A 19,193-nucleotide genomic window follows, 5' to 3' on the forward strand; every position below is an offset into this window, starting at 1 on the left:
AAAAGGAAGTTCCATGAAAGATATTCCCTATATTACTAGCCTTGCCTATAAGCCACAAATCGAGGCAGTTTGTAAGCAATTGGAATCATTGCAAATTGATGGTTTTGTAATGTATTTGATTTTCAATGATGGCGGTGTATTTATTTTGTCCAACGTCTTTCCCATTTTAAAAACTTATTATCAGGAGTGCTTGTATACTGAAGACTTTACATTTACTCCGAAGTTCTTAGTACCTAATGAATCAGGCCATTATTTTTGTGGCGATGAAGGCTCGTTATCGACTCGATTATTGGATTTATTTGCGCATAAGTATTCTCTTTATCCAGTGTACAATCTAGTCCGAGCCCATTCTGAATGCACATTTGTTTTCAGTGCCATTACCAAAAGACAGTCAGAAGACCCGGGCTTATTTTTTAAGCGGACAGAAAAGCCATTTGAATCGTTTTGCAAGGTATTTGTCGATCACTTCTTGGATTTAATTGTGGAAGCTAATCCCAAATACAAATTTTCTTTCATATTCACAAACCGATTACTCCGTCATGCGGTAATCAGCCAAGGGTATGAAAAGGAAATTTGTTTGTCCGATCGCGAGCAAGAGTGTTTATGGTATGCCACTCAAGGACGCTCGTTTAAAGAAATTGGAAAGTTGTTGGGAATTAGTCCTGCTACGGTCAAAGTCTATATACAGCGAATACGCGAACAATTTGATGGCTTGAAATTATCGGACATCCTGCTTGAATGCATCCATCGAGGACTCATCGGCCGGATGAATAGTTTTGAACAACGGATAATAAGACCTGTTTCCTTACTCAACCTCGAGAAGGGTAGGGCACTTAAAGTGTCTTAGTTCACAGAGTAGCCTGTCAATAGAGATGGGCTTACCCCTTGCCTTATCCACACACACCACGGTGTTCATTCCTCGACACACCAATTCTTGCTGGTTATTAAAAATTGTCTGATTAAAGATTAGCTTTATACGGCCTTCTGGCTCGAGACGCGATACGATTGTGAACGAATCAAACGCGGTCAGCGACTTAAGGAAGTCAATGGCGGCACTTGCAAGAACCAAGTTGAATCCTTTCTGACTTAATTGAACCCAATCAAAGCCCAATGCCCTCATTTGCAGTGTTCTCACATGGTCAAAATAACAAAAATAGTGAGCGTTGTTTACGATGCCCTGTGCATCAAGTTCATGTGCTCGAACCTCACTTGTCCAGCTAAACTCGTGAGGGAATGGATGCTCCGTTAACATATTTTTCCCTAAAAAAAAAGTCCTCTCGTGAGGGGACATACAGGATGAATTTTATCAGGAATAATACCTGACAATAAGAGACTAACCAATGGATATAGGGACTATTACATGCTGATTTTAACGAGACGTATCGGCGAGAGTATTGTTATCGCACAAGATATTTTAATCACTGTATTAGGAATGACAGCAAAACAGATACGAATTGGCATTGATATACCCAATCATATGGCTGTTGAAATTCAGGAGGCATACTGTGATCCCCAGCGATTAGCGAAATTAGACAATATGAGCCGTAAATAACCATTCGGCCTACTTGATGGTTCCCTTTTCATCCGTTAGATAATTAAAAAAATTAAAGTGTGGAATACAAGGATTTAAGCATGAATGCAAAAACTACAATAATACCCAATGCTCTTTTAGTGAGTTCTGTTTTGGCACTGGCAGGTTGTGCTGCAACCCAAACCGCACTTGAACATGGATCATTACAAGTTAGCACAAAACAGAGCGAGACTGTTTTTCTAGAGCCCGTCTCGAATGCTAAGAAAACAGTGTATGTTTCCGTGAAATCTACTGCCGATGAAGACGTGGATATTACTCCCCGATTAAAAACAGCCTTAATATCTCATGGTTATAAGGTGATGAATAATCCAGGGGCTGCTCATTATCTCTTACAAGCGAACGTGCTTAAGGTTGGCAAGATGAGCATTGCTGCAAGTCAATCTGCATTAGGCGGGGGCTATGGTTCAGCTATTGCAGGTGCGGCAGTAGGAACTGCTGCAGGCAGTTTTACCAATTCAAGCAATGGCATGATTGCAGGAGGGCTTGCTGGAGGTGTCATTGGTTTAGCCGCGGATGCCTTAGTAAAAGATGTCAATTACACCATGATTACCGATATTCAAATCTCGGAGCGTGTTGGCAAGGGTATTAAAGTCAATGAACTGTTCCAATCCCGTTTGAAAAATGGAAGTGCTACTGTGACATCCCAGACCTCATCGCGTGAAAGCCAATACCAACGATATAGAACGCGAGTGGTGTCCAATGCCGATAAAGTGAATTTAAAGTTCCAAGAGGCGCGTCCAGCGCTCGAACAGGGATTAGTCAAAGTCATCGCAGGGATATTCTAATAAGGCCTTGATTTAAGCAGACGATTCAATTCCTTAAAAACAACCAGTAGAAATGATTAAAAATTAAGCAGTGAAGTGCTTAAGGGATTGTTGCAACCTAAAAACGGAGAAAGTGAATGAAACTGAATAAAAAAATTACAGCAATGAAGGCTGCTACCCTGGTCGCTTCATTGCTTCTAACGGGAATTGGTTTCTCTGCTCCCATTGATAAAGAGGCTATTTCGATGCGATGTGAAATGGTCTACAGCACGCTGGACAAGCTCTCTGAGGGGAACCTAAGCAAGCCCTGTGCATTGAGCGTTCAGTATGCGGGCTGGGTGATGCAGGTCGCCGCCAATTTAGTTCGGACCGAACGATATCCACTGGCATTGAAAAACCTAAGAATTGTGGAAGGCAATCTTAAAGAGGTTCATTCCAAAACCCAGGACTGCGCGTATTTCTCTGCGAAAGTGGTTCCTTCTTTAAATGAGGTTGATAGTTTAATCACCGAGCTCAAAACCATGCCCAATTGATTCAGTGCAGTCGGTTAGCCCAAAAAAATGACAAGAGGAAAAGGTAATGAAAATAAGTAAAGCAATAATCCGTTTGGTGCAAAAGGCAGGGTCAGCGCTGGTGTTTGCGCTCCTATCAAGAAGCGTGTTTGCTAGCGACTTATTAGCGAACGCTTTAGAAGGGGATGTGAAAGATTCATTAGGAAGCGGCTCCATGTTTTGGAAAGTCTTTATCCTGGTGGACATTATTCTCGCCACCGCAATGGCTGTGAAAAGCAAAAACCCTATGGTGTTTATTGGTGTGACGGCGGTTGCTTTTATTCCAGCCTTTTTACTGAAAACGTTTGTATTTTGAGGAGGGTTGATGATGAGCCCCATGAACTATCAATTCCTAAGTCACATTGATGCGCCTAAAAGGATTTTAACCTTAACCATGGATGAGCTAGTGGTGGCTGGAATGGGTTTTATGCTGCTTATCATTTCCAATCAAAAGACGTTGGTCGCCCTGTTAGGTTTTAGTTTGTTAAGTGGATTGCGGTATTTGAAGAAAGGGGAGGGGCCAAAAGCACTGTTAGTGCTGGCGTATTGGCATCTACCCAGTGTCATCACGCAATTTTTCTTGCCCAAACTCCCTTTATCACACCACCGTGTGTACGTGGCTTAAGGAAAAACATGGATTTCAACAGTTATCAAAACCGCTTAAGCCAATTGTCCGCACGCTTAAATCTCATGGTGATGCTAGTGTTTGGTCTATTGGTGTCCAACGTTTTGTTATCTTGCTTTTTGTTTAAAGCCTGGAATCACCATACCATCGAAGTAACGCCTTTTAGTGGCGAGCCTTCCTATTTGAAATCAGCCGCCAGTGTGGACGGCCATTACTTAAGTCTTATGGCAGAGAATTTTGTGAATGAACGGTTAAATGTAACACCGGAAACCGTGGATGCCAATCATCAACGCCTGCTTTCATATGTCAATCATCAGTATTACACCCCAATGCTAAGGCTTTTAACCAATGAGGCCAAGGTTATCAAAGCCAAAAAAATGTCGTCCATTTTTTATTTCGATAAAAACAAACCGAACGCACAAGAACTGACAGTCGTAGTTTCAGGCAAATTGAGGCGGTTTGTAGGGCTTCGAGCATTAAATGATGAGCGTAAGACCTACATTTTGCGGTTCCAATATAAAGACAGTCGTCTGTCCATCGTTCAATTTTCGCTTTTAAAGGAGAAACAAGATGCATAAACCATTCGGCATCGCGCTGGCTTTGTCCTCCACAGTCGCACTGGGGGCTAACAGCATTCCGGTGAAAGACAATGGCGATATTGCATTAACCCTCAGTCAGGGAAATTACAACCGCCTGGTAGTCAAAAACGATAAAGTCATGGAAGCAGTATTTCCTCGCAATGCAATGGCCATTAAAAGGGATCCCCAAGATGGGTCTGTCTATGTAATGTTGGCAACGAACAATCCATTTACATTGTTTTTAACCACCGAAGCGGGCCGCCATTTTTCAATTACCTTAAATGGGGAGGAGTCTTTGGGCAAAACCATTGAATTAGTTCCCGTGACGCCTGTACTTCCTTCATCGAAAACGGTGGGGTCAAAAACAAACTCAAAAGCCATCCCACAAGAGGCGGTTCCCGAAGCCATTCTTGCCCTGCTCACACACATGGAGCAACAAAAGCCATTTGCTGACGTGACTGTCAAACGCCCCTTTGCAAAAGTAGAACGTTGGTCAAAAGGATTAACGCTCTTACCCAAAGAGTCCTGGGAGGGCAAGCTATTAAAGGGTGAGGCCATCGAATTATACAACGGGGGCAAGGAGTCTTTGGAGTTGGCAGAAGGGTGGTTTGCCAAAGAAGAAACACTCGCCATTAAATTGTCTAAACCCGCCATTGCCCCGGGAGAAAAGGCGATGCTCTACCGCGTTTTGGGAGTGAAGCATGGCTAACTGGCAATGGAACAAGCGGGTGAAGGGGCGTCAGCTGCGCACCTTGATGGTGGCTGGTGCTGGTCTATTTTTCATAATCGTCATGGTTATTGTGCTATTGGCCGATGGGCGACCCAAAAAGCATTCGGTAGTTAAAAAATCCCTGGATTTAACAGGCATTGTCGAGGAATCGTTTACCGATGCCGTAGCAGAGAATGCGCTTACAGTCCAACAAACAGAGCTTGAATCCTTAAAAAAGCAAATTAATGAATTGACCCACAACATTAAAGCCATGGATGAGGAGCATCAAAAAGAGTTAAAGGCGCAAAAAGAAGAATTGACCGCTGTACAAGCGTTGGCTTTAGTCAATCAGGACAAACGAAATTCAGAGCCGCAAAACACCCCTGACGAATTAAAAGACGTACAAAACCCACAGCTATGGCATAACCCCAACACCTATGCCATGAATCACTTAAGTGGCAGTCCGGTTTTATCGGATGCAAACCTTCAAATAAACACCGTGTCCTTTCGACCTAAACGGCGCATGACCAAAACGCATCCTAACTTCTATCTTAATCCTGCCCATTACGTTCCTTCCAACACCTCGGTACGGGCCGTTATTTTAGGTGGGGCCGATGCGGATGCATCCGTTAATGGCCAATCCAAAAACAATGGCGTCATGCTGTTTAAGTTCCTGGAAGATGGAACATTGCCTAATGGTCAGCGCTCACGCTTAAAAGGATGCCGGGTCAGTGCCAATTCCTATGGGGATATTTCCAGTGAACGCGCCTATGGAACGCTTTACCGACTGTCCTGTGCCCATCCAGGTGAGCCGATTATTGATAAGGAAGTCACTGGCTGGGTGTTTTTTAATGGCAAAGTCGGTATCAAAGGAAAGCCGCTGATGCGGGATGGCAAGGTCATGACCTGGGCAGGAGTGAGCGGTGTGTTATCCGGTGTGGCGTCGGCTGCGCAATACGCCCAAAGTGTGCAAGCCATTGGCCCTTATGGCGCAAGCTCAGTGGTGCCCAGTAGTCAAATTGCACCCTTTGCCGCTTATGGCGGGGCGTCTAAAGCAGCGGATACCCTGTCTCAATATTATGTCAAACGTGCTGAACAATACCACCCAGTCATTCAAGTAGGCTCTGGCAATGTGGTGACCATTGTCTTTAAAGACGGCTTTTATTTAGCGCCTGATGACGACAAACGTCAGCATGCGAGTAACCAGGTCAAAGCACAGCAAGCCTCAGAGGAGCTCATCGCTGCTCCTGAGGATAATCAGAATAATGAGATGAATTTTACTGTTCCCCCAGAGGTCTTGGGACGAATTGACCAGGCGAGCGTCAACAATGCAGGAGGGTTGCGATGAAGCACTCGATGGTTGTTTTAATGCCTATCCTTTCAGCTCTTTTAACCGGTTGCGGGACCATGAATTCCAATTTCAGTTGCAATGCCACAGCAGGGGATAGTTGTCTGACGATTGAGCAGGTCGATGCCATGACCCGCTTTGCGGATGATGTCAAAACAGACCCACCCAAACGGGGAATGATGAAAGCAGACAACGAGGTTCAAGCCATTGAAGGAGCAATCATCAAACAACACAAAGGGCAGTCCGTATGGATTGCAAAACCCAGTGCGGGGCAATCATGGGCTTAAATGCGAGCGTTTGGCGTGATAAAGCCAGGAAAGTGTTACACCGGTGGAGCCACCAGTTGGGGGAAACTTTAAGCAGTGAGCCGCAATCACTGGCTGATCACCAAAAAGGCAAGGGATCCTTACAGGTCGACTTACCTTCGTTTCGCAGTTTACTGCCCTATGAAACGATTGATGACGATCGGTTATTTATCAATCAGAACTCCATTGGCTTTGGTCTTGCTGTGCTCCCGAGTTCTGGAGCTGACGAATCGCTGATGCTATCGCTGGCTTCACTGTTTAAAAACAAGCTGCCCGCAGGGGTTGATTGTACGGTGATGCTCTACAAACACCATTATGTATCGCATAGGCTTTCAGAGAGTTTTTCTCCTATTTTAGAGCGGGGAGGCATTTATGCCGAGCTGGCCAGAATGAGTGTGGATTTTCATCTTAAGGCGATAAAAAAAGGGTATAAAAACGGTCGCAATGTGCCTGCTCAGCTAGTCGACTACTCCGCCTACCTTTTTATCTCAGCAAGGCGCCATGCGGCAAGTCGTCAGAGTTTAATTCGTTTACGTGAGGACTGGGAGTCTGAGTTAAAAGCCGCAGGCTTTGGCTTTTATCAAATGGAACACCTTGAGTTCAAATCCTTGATGCGAACGCTGGTATCGCCCTCTTTAGATGAAATGGGCTGGCCAGTTGTTGAGAATGGAAGAGGATTGATTCGGGATGATATTCCCAATCTTACGAGCGTGTATGAAATTCACGATAAATGCATTGATATCTCAAGTCGTAATGCAGACCATGAAGAACAAAAGGTAAGGATTGTTAATTGCCAAGTCAGTAAGTGGCCTGATCCCAAAGATAGTCAATCCCAATTCGGCTTATGGCAAACACCGGATTTATTCGCCAATCTGTTACGCCCCGAACATGGCATTCAATGCCCCTTTTTAATCAGTTTTACGATTCGCGGCGTTAATCGTGAAAGAACAAAAAAAACCGCTAAGCGCCGCGCAGGAGATGCGAACAAAAATAATAATGCGGTGCAAAACTTTTTGGCACCCGGAACTGCGGAGCAAGCGGCGCAGTGGAGTCTCGTTCATCAGGAAGTGTCGCGGGATAACATGGATTTATTGCCGACATTTTATAACCTGATGCTGTTTACAGACAGTGAACACGAGCGGGAACATATCGCCAAGGTAGTCAGTAGTTATCGTCAATACGGCTTTACGCTAACCCAAAGTCATGGAACCCAATGGCTTCGTTTTATGGGCTCACTCCCGTTTATATTAACGGAAGGATTATTTTCACGCTTGGAGCTTATGGGGCTGACGAAGCAGCTTAGTAATTATAACATTGCGAATCTCCTGCCCCTGGTGGCTGATTTCAAAGGCTGTAAAGAGGGGTTGTTAATGCCCACTTACAGGCATCAATTATTCTTTTACGATCCTTTCGATGATCGCAATTTATCCATCTCCAATTATAACCGGTTGACGGTGGCAGCCCCTGGTGCGGGTAAATCTTACTTACAGCAAGCGCTACTCTTAGATGGACTTTCACGCGGCCATCAAATCTTTGTGATTGATTTAGGAGAATCTTACAAACATTTATGCCAAATGGTTGGAGGCACGTATGTAGATGCCACAACCATTAGCTTAAACCCTTTTACTCTGTTTGATTTTGAAGGAACGACGGAGATAGAAGGCACACAGGTCAACAACTACATTCAAATGAGGGATTTGTTGGCGATCATGGCAAGCCCGGAACAAGGATTGGATGAGGTTCAAAAAGATTGGTTGCTCAATGCCTTGCTCACCGCATGGAAAAAACAAAAAAATCAGTGTTGCATCGATGATGTGCTGGATTCGTTAAAGGACATTTTACATACGCCGGAAGGTGAAGGGGATAGACGACTCAAAGACTTATTGGTGTTGTTAGGCAAATACGGGAAAGACGGCTTGTACGGAACACTCTGCAATGGCAAAACCCCATCATTCAACCATTCCATGTTCACGGTGTTTGAGTTAGGAGGCTTTGAATCCAATCCGCAATTATTGATTATTGTGATGTTTATCATGATTGTCATTATTCAAGGCCAGTTCTATCACTCGGATAGGCGATTAAAAAAACAATGTAATTTTGATGAAATCTGGCGCGCCTTGATGAATAGCTCTAACCCGCTGATGGCGAACTTTATTGAACAAGGGTGGCGGACCGCGAGGAAATACCTCGCCGGATTTTCAGGGGTGACGCAACAATTATCCGATACCCAAAACACAGCGCAAGGGCGCGCTATTGCAGCGTGCTCCGATACAAAATTCATTATGAAGCAAGGAGCATTCAAAGAGTATATTGCAGAACATCCTACTCTGTTTACCCCATTGCAACAACGGGTCATTGAGTCCTTTGGCGAGGCCAAATTACAGGGCTTTTCTGATTTCATGCTCCAGTGCGGCAGTGTGTATACCTTTCATCGTTATTTTTCCGATCCCTATTCAAGGGTTTTATTTTCAACGAGTGGGGATGAATTTGGGGATATTGAAGCCTTGGTGCAGTCTGGTGTGTCTCTAAGTGAAGCCGTCAAACAGGTTGCGCTTAAGTATTATGGAGCCCTGTTATGCGAGTAAGTCCTCTTTTCTTAACCTCAATAGCGGCAGTGCTCGGTATTGCAGGGATTTCCTATGGGATGATGCTAAAAACTGAGATTGCTTTTTTTGATGTCGAGGCGGTCCAAGGGCAATTCATTCGCCAGTTGGCCGAAGTCAAAGCGAGTGAGTCACAGGTGGAGCAGTCCACGAAACGATTTAATGCAGTCCTTAATCAATTGCTGGCTGAACTTGCACTGCAAAAGAAGATCATCATCTTAAGGAAAAACGGCGTGCTTGCCGGTGGTATGGATATTACCGATGAGGTGCGAATAAAGTTAAGCCAGGCCATGAGGAACCCGTCATGAAAAAGGCCTCTTACTTGCTTATTTTCATGATTTCAACGCAAGTTCATGCGAAATCGTTTGGTGTCGTAGGCGACGTGTTTCCTGTTAGGGAAAAGAGTTTTTTAACGCTTATTGAAGAGCGCTTAGCGGCTATGCAAGCCAATGGTGAGCTTGTGGCAATCAATCAGCGCTGGGTTGAAACGGTAGCCGAGCACGCAAACAGGCCAACTGCATTGGAGCTTTCCCGCACGAACCGTTCAGTGCGTCATGATTACAGTCCAGAAATAACCTTAAGCCAGGACATCACGGATGAAAATGGCCGCGTTCTTTATACGAAAGGAACTCATGTCAATGCCTTGCAACAGCTCCCTTCCTATGCACCGTGCTGGTTATTCTTTAATGCCGATGATGAAGCCCAGTTGAATTGGGCTCTTCATCAAAAAACGCGCTGCGCAAACCCTAAATTGATTCTGACAGGCGGTGCGGTTAATACAGCCGAGAAGCATTTGAATGCAGTGATTTATTTCGACCAAGCCGGAAAAATCACCAGAAAACTCCGTATTGCCCACGTTCCTGCAAAAGTGACACGCCACCAAAATCATCTGGTGATTGATGAACAAGCAATCAAGGAGAATGGCGATGTGCTTTAGGCTTCTGTTTCTAGCAATCCTTTTTCTAAGTGTTGCACCGCTTAACGCCAAACAGTGTACAGGGCATTTTGTAAACCCGATTAAGGATGTCTGTTGGCGGTGTTTGTTTCCTTTGTCTATCGGCAATGCAAAGGTGGTAAGTTCTTCACTCCCAGACACCGAAAATGCTTCTAGCCCCATAGGCGTTTGCCCCACAGGTATCGGGGTACGGATTGGCTTGAATATTGGATTTTGGGAGCCGATGGCGCTCACCGATATAACCGATACACCCTATTGCCTGGTCAACCTTGGCGGCACTAAATTAAAGTTGGGCTTAAAGCAGGGCAGGGGAGGCCGTCATGTGGTGGGCAATGGGCAGCAACGCGCTTTTTTTCATGTGCACTGGTACAAGTACCCATTGATTAACTGGTTAAACTTAATTACTTCGGTAGGCTGTCTACAAAAGGGTGATTTTGACATTGCTTATCTAACCGAACTCGATCCCACCTGGAAGGACTCCGAGATGAGCTTTGTGCTAAGCCCCGAATCGGTGTTATTCGGCAATCCAGTGGCCGCCAGTGCCTGTGCCGCAGATGCACTTTCCTCCACCATTGCCAATAAACCATTGGATAGCCTTTTTTGGTGTGCAGGCAGTCAAGGCACGCATTATCCACTGACCGGCCATGTGAACGCCTCGTTCTCACCTGTGCAAACCGCGCTGTTACTGACTGAGCGGATGAATTACAAAATGCACCGTGAGTTTTTAGTCTCTGACTCAAGCGAAAAAGCCGGTGCCATTTGCACAGAGCATTATTACCCCATTTCCCCTAAATCACGCTATCGCTATGAACTGGTGAACCAGGTGGCTGATGGCAGGCATTGTTACCCATCGGGCCACAGCACCTTGACTTGGGAGGCCGGAAAAATTAAACCGCATACCCCTGACCAATACGGGTTTTTAGTGTGGCGAAAACGTCACTGCACGTTTCTTTAACTGGAGAGTTTCATGCTAAGAAAAGGAATTTTGGGTTTTGCTTGCTTGTTCATGACCGCCACAGCATTTGCCGTACAAGTCTCTGTACTGGTGAGTTTTTCCATGCCGGAAATGCTTTTGCAAGAGACCTTGACGGAGAGCGCTCAATTGCACATCCCCGCCTATCTCAATGGCCTTTATCAGGATTCGATGCGAGAAACGGCATTGAAGGTGATGGCATTAAGCAAGCGTATTCCTAATTTAAATTTAAATATTGATCCAACGCTGTTTGAGCGGTTTGGCATTCAACAAGTACCCGCTTTAGTGGTAGAGGAGGGTAATGCCTTTGATGTGATTTACGGACACCTGAGCATTGAGGAAGGATTAGCGCGGATGGCCGGTCGTGGGGAAGTTCATTTTACCTTAAAGGATATCAAAAGGACTGCGCCATGATTCAATTGCGATCCCTTTTAATTCTCTTCCTGCTCTCTTCTAATGCGCACGCACAAGCTCAGATTGATGCACTGCATGCCAGAGACGAAGCCTTAGCTCAATTAAAGTATTTCAATCCGGGATTGCTCCTGCCGCAGTATACGGATAATCCGAAAGAAACAACTCTGGCCCCCGCTGAGGGGAGTGATGGATTAAAGGGACAGGGGGCATTGCAATGGTCTAAGGATGCTACGGCCTCTATGGTGATGAAGGAGGCAAGGCTGAGACCTCGCGTGCATGCAAATCCCAAATCACAGGAGGGCCAATATGCTGAAACACTGCTTGACCATGCCGATAAGGCGCTAGACGGCCAATGCTATGTCAAGGAAGGCGAATGCCATGTGGAAAAGACGGTAAGGACTTGTGAGGATATCCGTCAGTTTTCGCATCAGGCCTGTGGGGAAGCTTTACAAATGGATGTGAATGCCATTACCCAGTCGAAACAACGTTCTTTAGTGCATTGGGATGAGCCGCTTACGGTCCCTTTAATGACTTGTCTTCCCTTAGAATGGGATTGTAATACGGCCAGTTTATATTTTCCCACGGCCTCCTGCCAGCAGGTGGTGGTAACGGCGAGCAGCAATGGAATAATGTTGCCCGTGGTCTCGCAGCCCACCTGTCAAAACCTGGTGGTTCGGATAGATACCCGCGCGCTTAGTAATGACTCACTAATGTCTATCCAATTGACCATTACCGAGAAGCAGTTGCTTGAGCACTGGGTTAAAGAGGACTGTAGCGCCTTGGAGAGTGCAAGCAAGGCAGGCAACTGTTTCGTTGCGAACGTGCCGTTTTGCACCAATCCCAATGAGACTCGGGTTATTGACGGTGTTCCAGTGACCCGTACCTGTTGGCGAATAGCCAGTGATTATGCTTGTGAGCAAGGCATTGAAAGCCACTGCCAGGATTTACTTAACACGGCCTGTTCCCAAACCGGTTCGCGCTGTCAAGAAGCCGTGGCGGGATTTTGTGTCCGTTATGAACAAACGTTTACGTGTCAAAGTGAGCACTGCTTCCCTTCGCAAACCATCTGCCTTCCGCATTTGGGATGTGCGGAGGGGGAATGCGATGCGTCACAAGATGAAGTGAGTGAGGATGCGGGAGAAGGGATTGCAAGATTAGGTGCCTTAGCCGGTGTGGCCAGTGAGGTGGCCCAGTTGCAGGTGGACAGTGGAATGCCTCAGATTTTTTCAGGCAAGAATGCCCGCTGCCGCATAGCAGTGGCCGGTGTGGGCAATTGCTGTGGCGGTAAAGCACGATTGTTAAATTGTCGCGAGGAAGAAAAGCGTTTATCGAAAGCCATTGAGGAGGGGCGTGCGGTTCAGGTGGGCACGTACTGTGCGCACAAAGCCGTGGAATGCCTGGAGGAAAAAGAATCCTGGTGTGTATTCCCGTCAAAGTTGTCGGGAATACTCCAAATCCAGGGCCGGTTTGGCCAGCTGCATATCGGTTTTGGCGAAGCCCATGATAAAACCAATGCGCCGGATTGCCGAGGAATGACGCCTGAGGAATTAGAGCGGATTGATTTTTCACTGCTGGACTTATCAGCCATTGAAGCGGATTTTCAATCCCGACGTCAATTACCCAATGAGGAAGCGCTTCGCGTGCAAACCGAGTCTCGCATTGAGCGATTAAACCAGGAGGGGCAGGCGCATGGCTACACTTATTAGGCGTTGTGTCCTAGTTTGTCTATTCGTTTTAGCCTGGGATGGCTTTGCTGCCAAGCCCCCAGGTTTCTTATGGTATAACCTGAAAGAGAACAGGACTGAAGTGCCGCGCCCAAAACCTCGCGGCATACCCTTTAATCAACTGAGTTTCACTGAGCGCGATGCGGTGTTGCGCTTTTATACCATGGAAGCGTTGCATAAAGCACGGTACACCAAAAAAGTGGAGGATATGCGTGTATTCTTAAGCCTCCAGAACTATTGGCTTAAAGAATCGTCACGGTTTAAATCATTATTTCAACAAACGATGTTGGCCTATCCCGAGTATGACTACGCGGTGACCCATCCTACGTCTAATCTGGGTGCCAAAATCACCGATGAAGTGCGCGAAACCCAAACAGTAGAGTTAATCAATCGCTTGTCCAAATCCCATGGGTTGTTGTTTTTCTATCGGGGAAAAAGCCTTTATGACTTAAAACAAATCCCTATTGTGGTTGATTTTTGCAAGCGTTTTGGTCTTCCGATGATGCCGGTGAGTGTCGATGGCGTGACCTCTCCGGAACTGTTGAACTCCAGAGTGGATAAGGGTCAAGCCAACCGCCTGGGGGTTCGTTATTTCCCGGCGTTGCTTTTGGTGAACCCTGCAAACCAACAGGTTTCCCCTATTGCTTATGGTCTCACCACTCAGGATGTGATGATGGAGCGCATCAAACAGGTGGCTAACCAATTTAAAGGAGATGAATGATGAGCGCACGCCTAGTTTTGAGTGTGGTCTTAGCCTGTATTTGTTTAAACGCTTCAGCTCAACGGTCTCAATGGCTGACTCAATTGATTGCCCAACAAGAAGGAGGCGGTGCACATCAATTTGAAAAGCCACTTAATCCACAAGGGCGAGAGTTTTTTGATACGCATGGATTCGTTTTGTTTTATGGAAGCGAATGCCCACATTGCAAGGGGTTTGCACCGGTATTAAAAAGTTGGGCCGCTCGCCACAAAGCAGGCGTCTTGCCTTTGGCCTTGGACAATCAACCCCTTCCTGAATTTCCACAATTTTTACCGGCAACCACAGAATGGATCAATGCGGCCTTCGGGGGTAATGCCATTAATTATCCAGCGCTTTTTGTGGTTAACCCAAAAACAAACGCCTTGTATCCGGTGGGGTTTGGCTCAATGACAGAAAATGAGTTAAACGAGCGCATGGAAGCGCTCATTTTTAAAATCAAAGCCTATGAGCACAAAGGGAGCGTGTAATGAAACAATTAGTGATTGCCCTTGGTTTATTAGGCTGTTTTTCCATTGCTCAAGCCAATGTTAGCCAAGATTTGGATAGTTTTTTTAACGGCTTAGGCTATGCGTCCAATGTGACCTCGCCGGCTGCTTTTGAATCCCAGGCCGCAGGCTTTTTTGGTGGCGGCTCGCTTTATGCGCGCAATCAGGTACGCCAGTACCAGCTGGTGCAGTTGGATTTGCCGAGTTACCGTGCCGGATGCGGCGGCATTGATCTATTTACGGGAAGTATGAGTTTTTTAAGTGAACAAAAATTAGTGGATTTGGGAAAATCGGTGATGACTAATGCCGGTGCTTATGCCGTGGATGTGATGCTGGCTTCTACGGTGCCTGAACTTAAACAAGTTCGAGATTTTAATATGAATCTTGAGCAAATGGCGAATCAGGCCAGCATTAATTCCTGCCAGCTTTCGCAAAACATGGTTGGCGGCATTTGGCCGAAAACTGCCGAAAGCCAGCAAAAAATCTGTAAAGATCAAGCCGCGATGGGGAAAGAGGGGTTATTCAGTGACTACGTCAAAGCACGAATGGCCTGCTCTGGGAATGGTTTTGATAGCGTCATGGATAAAGCCTCTAAAGATCCCGATCGTCAAAAGCAGGTGGTGTTAAACAAAAATTTGGTCTGGTCGCTGTTGCAAGCCAAATCCTTCTTAAATAGTGACAGGGAGTTGGCTGAAATGGTGATGAGTTTAACCGGTACACTGATTATTGATAAAGAAGGGAAAGTGTCCAACGTCCCTTCACTGTCGGGAAACGCTGATTTAGTGAACGCACTCATTGGTACTGGAAGTGGCGTGAGAACGGCCAAAATATGGCGTTGTAAGGATGCGGGCAGTAACAGCCAATGCCTGCAGGTGAGTTTGCAGGATATTACTATTGCGGAAGAATCCACACTCACTTATAAGGTGCGGGAGATTATTCGCACCATTAATACCAAATTAATTAATGACGAAAAGCCAGGCAATCGTGAACTTAATTTTTTAAGTATGACCTCACTGCCTGTAATGAAGTTTCTATCGGTATTAAACAGTATGCATTATGGCAGTAGTGCAATAGACATTGAAGAATATTCAATGCTAATAGCCCAGGATTTGTTAACCAATTACCTCACCGAATTATTGCGTGAGGTCAGTGTGGCTACTGCGGGTTCAGAATTAAATTCCGATCTGGTCAAAGAAATTCAAAAGCGCATTAATGAAGCCACGACGCGCGTGGCCTCCATTGATCCGAAGGTGGGGCGCAAGCTGCAAGAAAAGCTTACCTTGATTGAGCGCATGGCGCAGATTGAAAAGCAAGTCGCCTCGCAAATGAACAGCACTGCAGGATAAGGAGAGTCCTCGATGATAACCATTCATGTTTTGGCTTGGGGTGAATTATTCCAACACGTGTTGAATGCCATTAGCACCTTTATGAAACAGGACAGTTTTTTAGGACTTTTGCGAATTACAGCACTGATTGGCATCGTGATGGCGACCATCGGTTATCTTAAAACACGGGATCCACTAGCCTTTGCCCGGTGGTTTGTAGGCTGTGTCCTATTTGTAAATTGTGTCTTGCTGCCTAAAACTACCGTACAAATCGATGATCTTTCCTCGCAGATCCCAAAGCAAGTTGATAATGTGCCTGTGGTCTTTGCGCTCAGTGCCAATTTATTCACAGTGATAGGCTATGGTTTGGCGCAGTCCTATGATGCGTTGTTGTCCATGCCAGATGATTTGCAATACACCCGAACAGGTGCTCTTTTCGGTTCGCGCCTGGTTACAGCGTCAACCTCTTTTCGTATTAAAGATCCCGTCCTTAAGGAAGAAATGAATGAGTATTTTCGTGTTTGTGTGGTAGGGGATATTCGGTTAAATCGAAAGTACAGTGTCGGTGATTTAGCGCATTCCACGGACATCTGGGCGCTGATTTCCGCCAAAGCCTCACCGCTTCGCATGATTTCGGTCAATGGGAAATTAGTGACTTGTGAAGAGGCTTCCAAACCAGATGGCCAATACAGTTTACGCAAAAAACTCGATGCGGAGATTAAAAATGCTTACCACTTTTTTGGGGTCAATTTATTTGGAAAACCAAAGAATACCACCTATGAAGCGTTATTTAGCACTCATCTTAAGTCCGCTTTTGATTATTACCAGGGATTAACCGATTCTTCCAGTAACATCTTTTTACAAAGCATGATGATTAACGCCATGGGGGATGGGGTATTGCATTATCAGGCGTTTACCGATGCAACTGCTGGAATTGTGAATCAACAATTTACCAAGTCGCAGGTCCAACACCGATGGAGTTGGGAAGTGCTCGGCCAAAAAGCCCTATGGATTTTACCGATTACCCATACCTGCCTAACCCTTTTATTGTTTGGTGTATTTCCTTTGATTGTTGCTCTAACCACCTTACCTGGTGGGGCAAAAATTTTGTATGGGTACATGCAATTTTTTATGTCATTGCAATTATGGCCCGTGCTCTTTGCAATCTTAAATGCTGGTATGACCATTTATGGGGCCTCCTCATCCGCTGAATACGGCCAGTTTACGATGGTTAATCTGGATAAAATTGATGAACTGCATGCCGATATTTCCGGGGCCTGTGGTTATATGATGATGCTTATTCCTTTCTTGTCACATGGACTGATGTCTAATTTAGGTGGAGCCTTTAGTAATTTGGCAACTAGCATGATGAGCCATATGCAAGGCTCCAGCATGTCGGTCGCAGGGGAAGCAGCAAGCGGCTCTTTTGGTCTTGGACAGACCAGCTTTTATAATACAACGGCTAATAATTTCTCAGCCAACAAACATGATTCCAATTGGACGCATATGCATGGGATGCATACCGAACAATTGGGAAGTGGTGTTTTAAAGACTATTACGGGCAGTGGCGATCGAATTTTTGATGTCAGTCCTGGCATGACTAAAAGTGCTCTATCCATCAATGCGCAAGAAGGATTAAGCGCTTCACTGAATCAGGCTTATGAGCAGTCCACCCAAACGGCTCGAAATGAATCGGCCCACTATCAGAAGTCATTGTCCAATTTTGCCCATCGTGCCCTGCAACTATCGCAATTAGCCGGGCATGACATGCGTCTGGGTGACGGGGTATCGGAAAGTGAGACGGGGCAATACAGTAAGGCATTATCGACAATTAGCCATATCGCTGAGGATGTGGCTAGTAAAACAGGAATGAGCAAAGAAGATGCATTAGCTCATTTAACCAGTGGTGGATTCGGCGCTCAAATTGGGGTGAAAAGTGAACGAAGTATTTTTGGAAAATTAGCCCAGTGGGGAACAGGGCTTCATGGTGGCGCTGATGTGCATGCTAAATTTGAGCGCTCATCAACCAGTAGCGACCGGTATCACACCGGTGTTGATCACTCACTTTCTGCACGCGAAGCCCATGATTTTAATGAGGCGCTCAACTACGTGAATCATTTTGCCACGAATCATCATTTTGATGAAAGTCATTCCAAAGCGGCCAGTCTTAGCAATCAATTGGGTGTTGATTTACGTGATGCCGAAACGTCAAGCCAAAATGTGGATGCGAGCTTAAACCGTGCACAACGAATCAGTAGTGCTAAAAGCTATGTTGAATCGCACGCTGCCCAAATCAACAAGAACATGGATCAGGTATTTCCCGCTTATGTGGCCAGTCAAATCGGTGAGTCAGCCCGCGATACACTGTACAGCCATCCAGGCGATTTGCACTCGCTTGACCAACTCCAAGTGCTGGGAAAGCAATTTCTCAACCATAAACGCGAAGAGCTCATCTCTGCCTTTGGCAATCAAGGGCAGGAGGCAGGTATTAACTCATCTTATAGCAAAGAGAGCCATCATCTGCTTGGTAAAGAACAGCACCTGGCAAAGGATTTCCATCAAAACAGCAATCAATTAGTCAGTGATGCAAAGCAATTAGATGTAGGCTTTGCTAGCCATCAAGCCAATCAGTTACAACAAAAAGTCTCTAATCAACTTCATAACAATAATTCACAAAGTGAAGAGGGCAAATCTGTGCTTCATTATCAGCAAGAGGCTCTGGCCCAAGATATGAATAGGCGATTAGCAAGCGGTAAAACCGAGGCACAGAAGAACCTGATAGCGCCGGAGAAATTACTTCAAAAAAATGGATTACATGGAGATAAATAATCATGAAACATAATGAACTTCAACAGGCTATTGCCGAGGATATCAAACGACTAAAACAGCTTGAGTTAGATATTATTCCAGCAAGGATTTACTACACTGGTTTATTGAAACTGAGCTGGCGTGCATTTTGGAAAATAGGAACGGTTTTCTTTTTCGCCATTTTATATGTGTCATTGACTGAGCTACATTCAAACGCCTTAGCACCAGGATTGTATTGGGAACAAACTCGAGACGCACTGTTGGCTTCTTTGATGATGACGATAGCTGCGTTAATTGTATTGATTCCTTCCTTAATTCACTATTTCCTCATTCAATATCACCTGCAAAACCAGCTTAAAACAGGTGTTTTATTGGTTAAAAAACTTCAATGTTGTGCCTGGCTGTTTTGGGGTGTTTTTATTTTCTATGCCAGTGTATTTGCCAGCTATGCGGAATTGGCAGCACTCTATTTTATGCTGGGCATTGCCTTTTTTGGCAGTGCGATGGTCACCTACATGATGATGAGCCTGGAATTTAATCGTGTAGGGCTAAGCATTTTATTGACTAGCATTCAATGGTGGTTGGGCAAGGACAATCCATCGTCCCTTTAATGTAATTACTAAAACCATAACGTTTCAATTTTAACCTTTTCAGTGGCAAGGGTAGCCGCTGCTT

Annotated in this window: 22 protein-coding genes; 21 read left to right on the forward strand and 1 reads right to left on the reverse strand. The window is 45.5% G+C overall.

Features of this window, described 5'->3' with window-relative positions:
- Positions 1 to 13 precede the first annotated feature (13 nt).
- Positions 14 to 847, forward strand: coding sequence for a helix-turn-helix domain-containing protein (locus B1207_RS14390; RefSeq protein ID WP_112220595.1), 834 nt, complete (start codon positions 14 to 16; stop codon positions 845 to 847).
- On the opposite strand, the gene B1207_RS14395 is transcribed toward B1207_RS14390, so the two are convergent.
- A complete protein-coding gene (locus B1207_RS14395) occupies positions 806 to 1,252 on the reverse strand; it encodes an acyl-CoA thioesterase (RefSeq protein WP_172458313.1) in 447 nt (148 codons plus the stop codon). The genes B1207_RS14390 and B1207_RS14395 overlap by 42 nt on opposite strands.
- Before the next feature lie 108 nt (positions 1,253 to 1,360).
- Here B1207_RS14395 and B1207_RS14400 point away from each other — a divergent pair, with 108 nt between their 5' ends.
- The 20 genes from B1207_RS14400 (at position 1,361) to B1207_RS14495 (ending at position 19,129) form a co-directional block, all read left to right on the forward strand.
- Positions 1,361 to 1,552 (forward strand): carbon storage regulator, encoded by a 192-nt coding sequence (locus B1207_RS14400; RefSeq protein WP_112220597.1) that lies wholly within the window; start codon positions 1,361 to 1,363, stop codon positions 1,550 to 1,552.
- 80 nt (positions 1,553 to 1,632) lie between these two features.
- Positions 1,633 to 2,376 carry a complement resistance protein TraT gene (locus tag B1207_RS14405; protein ID WP_112220598.1) on the forward strand — a complete coding sequence of 248 codons (744 nt, stop codon included), beginning with the start codon at positions 1,633 to 1,635 and terminating at the stop codon, positions 2,374 to 2,376.
- A gap of 116 nt (positions 2,377 to 2,492) precedes the next feature.
- On the forward strand, positions 2,493 to 2,888 hold the full coding sequence (locus tag B1207_RS14410; protein ID WP_112220599.1) for a hypothetical protein: 396 nt from the start codon (positions 2,493 to 2,495) through the stop codon (positions 2,886 to 2,888).
- A 46-nt stretch (positions 2,889 to 2,934) separates the two neighbouring features.
- Positions 2,935 to 3,222 carry a hypothetical protein gene (locus B1207_RS14415; protein WP_112220600.1) on the forward strand — a complete coding sequence of 96 codons (288 nt, stop codon included), beginning with the start codon at positions 2,935 to 2,937 and terminating at the stop codon, positions 3,220 to 3,222.
- A gap of 9 nt (positions 3,223 to 3,231) precedes the next feature.
- A complete protein-coding gene (gene traL / locus B1207_RS14420; protein ID WP_253255878.1) occupies positions 3,232 to 3,531 on the forward strand; it encodes a type IV conjugative transfer system protein TraL in 300 nt (99 codons plus the stop codon).
- Between the two features lie 8 nt (positions 3,532 to 3,539).
- Entirely contained in the window at positions 3,540 to 4,109 is a 570-nt protein-coding gene (gene traE, locus B1207_RS14425; protein ID WP_112220601.1) for a type IV conjugative transfer system protein TraE, read from the forward strand.
- Positions 4,102 to 4,818: a type-F conjugative transfer system secretin TraK gene (gene traK, locus B1207_RS14430; protein WP_112220602.1), complete on the forward strand. Its 717-nt coding sequence runs from the start codon at positions 4,102 to 4,104 to the stop codon at positions 4,816 to 4,818. The genes traE and traK overlap by 8 nt, the downstream gene beginning before the upstream one ends.
- The gene (locus tag B1207_RS14435; RefSeq protein ID WP_112220603.1) at positions 4,811 to 6,166 is read left to right on the forward strand and encodes a TrbI/VirB10 family protein; all 1,356 of its coding nucleotides are present in this window, start codon (positions 4,811 to 4,813) and stop codon (positions 6,164 to 6,166) included. The genes traK and B1207_RS14435 overlap by 8 nt, the downstream gene beginning before the upstream one ends.
- Positions 6,163 to 6,453, forward strand: coding sequence for a TraV family lipoprotein (locus B1207_RS14440; RefSeq protein WP_112220604.1), 291 nt, complete (start codon positions 6,163 to 6,165; stop codon positions 6,451 to 6,453). Before B1207_RS14435 ends, B1207_RS14440 begins: the two co-directional genes overlap by 4 nt.
- Before the next feature lie 32 nt (positions 6,454 to 6,485).
- Positions 6,486 to 9,056: a type IV secretion system protein TraC gene (gene traC / locus B1207_RS14445; protein ID WP_253255879.1), complete on the forward strand. Its 2,571-nt coding sequence runs from the start codon at positions 6,486 to 6,488 to the stop codon at positions 9,054 to 9,056.
- On the forward strand, positions 9,047 to 9,382 hold the full coding sequence (locus tag B1207_RS14450; RefSeq protein WP_112220606.1) for a TrbI F-type domain-containing protein: 336 nt from the start codon (positions 9,047 to 9,049) through the stop codon (positions 9,380 to 9,382). The genes traC and B1207_RS14450 overlap by 10 nt, the downstream gene beginning before the upstream one ends.
- Complete coding sequence (gene traW / locus B1207_RS14455; protein WP_216362474.1) at positions 9,379 to 10,011, forward strand: type-F conjugative transfer system protein TraW; 633 nt, start codon at positions 9,379 to 9,381, stop codon at positions 10,009 to 10,011. Before B1207_RS14450 ends, traW begins: the two co-directional genes overlap by 4 nt.
- A complete protein-coding gene (traU, locus tag B1207_RS14460; protein WP_112220607.1) occupies positions 10,001 to 10,984 on the forward strand; it encodes a conjugal transfer pilus assembly protein TraU in 984 nt (327 codons plus the stop codon). Before traW ends, traU begins: the two co-directional genes overlap by 11 nt.
- A 12-nt stretch (positions 10,985 to 10,996) precedes the next feature.
- Positions 10,997 to 11,416 carry a type-F conjugative transfer system pilin assembly protein TrbC gene (trbC, locus tag B1207_RS14465; RefSeq protein WP_112220608.1) on the forward strand — a complete coding sequence of 140 codons (420 nt, stop codon included), beginning with the start codon at positions 10,997 to 10,999 and terminating at the stop codon, positions 11,414 to 11,416.
- On the forward strand, positions 11,413 to 13,122 hold the full coding sequence (locus tag B1207_RS14470) for a conjugal transfer protein TraN (protein WP_112220609.1): 1,710 nt from the start codon (positions 11,413 to 11,415) through the stop codon (positions 13,120 to 13,122). The genes trbC and B1207_RS14470 overlap by 4 nt, the downstream gene beginning before the upstream one ends.
- Positions 13,106 to 13,861: a type-F conjugative transfer system pilin assembly protein TraF gene (gene traF, locus B1207_RS14475; RefSeq protein ID WP_112220610.1), complete on the forward strand. Its 756-nt coding sequence runs from the start codon at positions 13,106 to 13,108 to the stop codon at positions 13,859 to 13,861. The genes B1207_RS14470 and traF overlap by 17 nt, the downstream gene beginning before the upstream one ends.
- Positions 13,858 to 14,367 carry a type-F conjugative transfer system pilin assembly thiol-disulfide isomerase TrbB gene (gene trbB / locus B1207_RS14480; RefSeq protein ID WP_253255880.1) on the forward strand — a complete coding sequence of 170 codons (510 nt, stop codon included), beginning with the start codon at positions 13,858 to 13,860 and terminating at the stop codon, positions 14,365 to 14,367. Before traF ends, trbB begins: the two co-directional genes overlap by 4 nt.
- A complete protein-coding gene (locus B1207_RS14485; protein WP_112220612.1) occupies positions 14,367 to 15,731 on the forward strand; it encodes a conjugal transfer protein TraH in 1,365 nt (454 codons plus the stop codon). The genes trbB and B1207_RS14485 overlap by 1 nt, the downstream gene beginning before the upstream one ends.
- Positions 15,732 to 15,743: 12 nt before the next feature.
- Complete coding sequence (traG, locus tag B1207_RS14490; protein WP_112220613.1) at positions 15,744 to 18,539, forward strand: conjugal transfer mating-pair stabilization protein TraG; 2,796 nt, start codon at positions 15,744 to 15,746, stop codon at positions 18,537 to 18,539.
- A gap of 2 nt (positions 18,540 to 18,541) precedes the next feature.
- Positions 18,542 to 19,129: a hypothetical protein gene (locus B1207_RS14495; protein WP_112220614.1), complete on the forward strand. Its 588-nt coding sequence runs from the start codon at positions 18,542 to 18,544 to the stop codon at positions 19,127 to 19,129.
- Positions 19,130 to 19,193: the final 64 nt, after the last annotated feature.

Origin of the sequence: Legionella quinlivanii (assembly GCF_003265995.1) — a bacterium.
Classification (GTDB): domain Bacteria; phylum Pseudomonadota; class Gammaproteobacteria; order Legionellales; family Legionellaceae; genus Legionella_C; species Legionella_C quinlivanii_A.

Excerpts from the sequence above, each read along its gene's own strand:
- B1207_RS14390 (WP_112220595.1), top strand. The coding sequence starts at position 14 with ATGAAAGATATTCCCTATATTACTAGCCTTGCCTATAAGCCACAAATC.
- B1207_RS14395 (WP_172458313.1), bottom strand. The coding sequence starts at position 1,252 with ATGTTAACGGAGCATCCATTCCCTCACGAGTTTAGCTGGACAAGTGAG.
- B1207_RS14400 (WP_112220597.1), top strand. The coding sequence starts at position 1,361 with ATGCTGATTTTAACGAGACGTATCGGCGAGAGTATTGTTATCGCACAA.
- B1207_RS14405 (WP_112220598.1), top strand. The coding sequence starts at position 1,633 with ATGAATGCAAAAACTACAATAATACCCAATGCTCTTTTAGTGAGTTCT.
- B1207_RS14410 (WP_112220599.1), top strand. The coding sequence starts at position 2,493 with ATGAAACTGAATAAAAAAATTACAGCAATGAAGGCTGCTACCCTGGTC.
- B1207_RS14415 (WP_112220600.1), top strand. The coding sequence starts at position 2,935 with ATGAAAATAAGTAAAGCAATAATCCGTTTGGTGCAAAAGGCAGGGTCA.
- traL (WP_253255878.1), top strand. The coding sequence starts at position 3,232 with ATGATGAGCCCCATGAACTATCAATTCCTAAGTCACATTGATGCGCCT.
- traE (WP_112220601.1), top strand. The coding sequence starts at position 3,540 with ATGGATTTCAACAGTTATCAAAACCGCTTAAGCCAATTGTCCGCACGC.
- traK (WP_112220602.1), top strand. The coding sequence starts at position 4,102 with ATGCATAAACCATTCGGCATCGCGCTGGCTTTGTCCTCCACAGTCGCA.
- B1207_RS14435 (WP_112220603.1), top strand. The coding sequence starts at position 4,811 with ATGGCTAACTGGCAATGGAACAAGCGGGTGAAGGGGCGTCAGCTGCGC.
- B1207_RS14440 (WP_112220604.1), top strand. The coding sequence starts at position 6,163 with ATGAAGCACTCGATGGTTGTTTTAATGCCTATCCTTTCAGCTCTTTTA.
- B1207_RS14450 (WP_112220606.1), top strand. The coding sequence starts at position 9,047 with ATGCGAGTAAGTCCTCTTTTCTTAACCTCAATAGCGGCAGTGCTCGGT.
- traW (WP_216362474.1), top strand. The coding sequence starts at position 9,379 with ATGAAAAAGGCCTCTTACTTGCTTATTTTCATGATTTCAACGCAAGTT.
- traU (WP_112220607.1), top strand. The coding sequence starts at position 10,001 with ATGTGCTTTAGGCTTCTGTTTCTAGCAATCCTTTTTCTAAGTGTTGCA.
- trbC (WP_112220608.1), top strand. The coding sequence starts at position 10,997 with ATGCTAAGAAAAGGAATTTTGGGTTTTGCTTGCTTGTTCATGACCGCC.
- B1207_RS14470 (WP_112220609.1), top strand. The coding sequence starts at position 11,413 with ATGATTCAATTGCGATCCCTTTTAATTCTCTTCCTGCTCTCTTCTAAT.
- traF (WP_112220610.1), top strand. The coding sequence starts at position 13,106 with ATGGCTACACTTATTAGGCGTTGTGTCCTAGTTTGTCTATTCGTTTTA.
- trbB (WP_253255880.1), top strand. The coding sequence starts at position 13,858 with ATGATGAGCGCACGCCTAGTTTTGAGTGTGGTCTTAGCCTGTATTTGT.
- B1207_RS14485 (WP_112220612.1), top strand. The coding sequence starts at position 14,367 with ATGAAACAATTAGTGATTGCCCTTGGTTTATTAGGCTGTTTTTCCATT.
- traG (WP_112220613.1), top strand. The coding sequence starts at position 15,744 with ATGATAACCATTCATGTTTTGGCTTGGGGTGAATTATTCCAACACGTG.
- B1207_RS14495 (WP_112220614.1), top strand. The coding sequence starts at position 18,542 with ATGAAACATAATGAACTTCAACAGGCTATTGCCGAGGATATCAAACGA.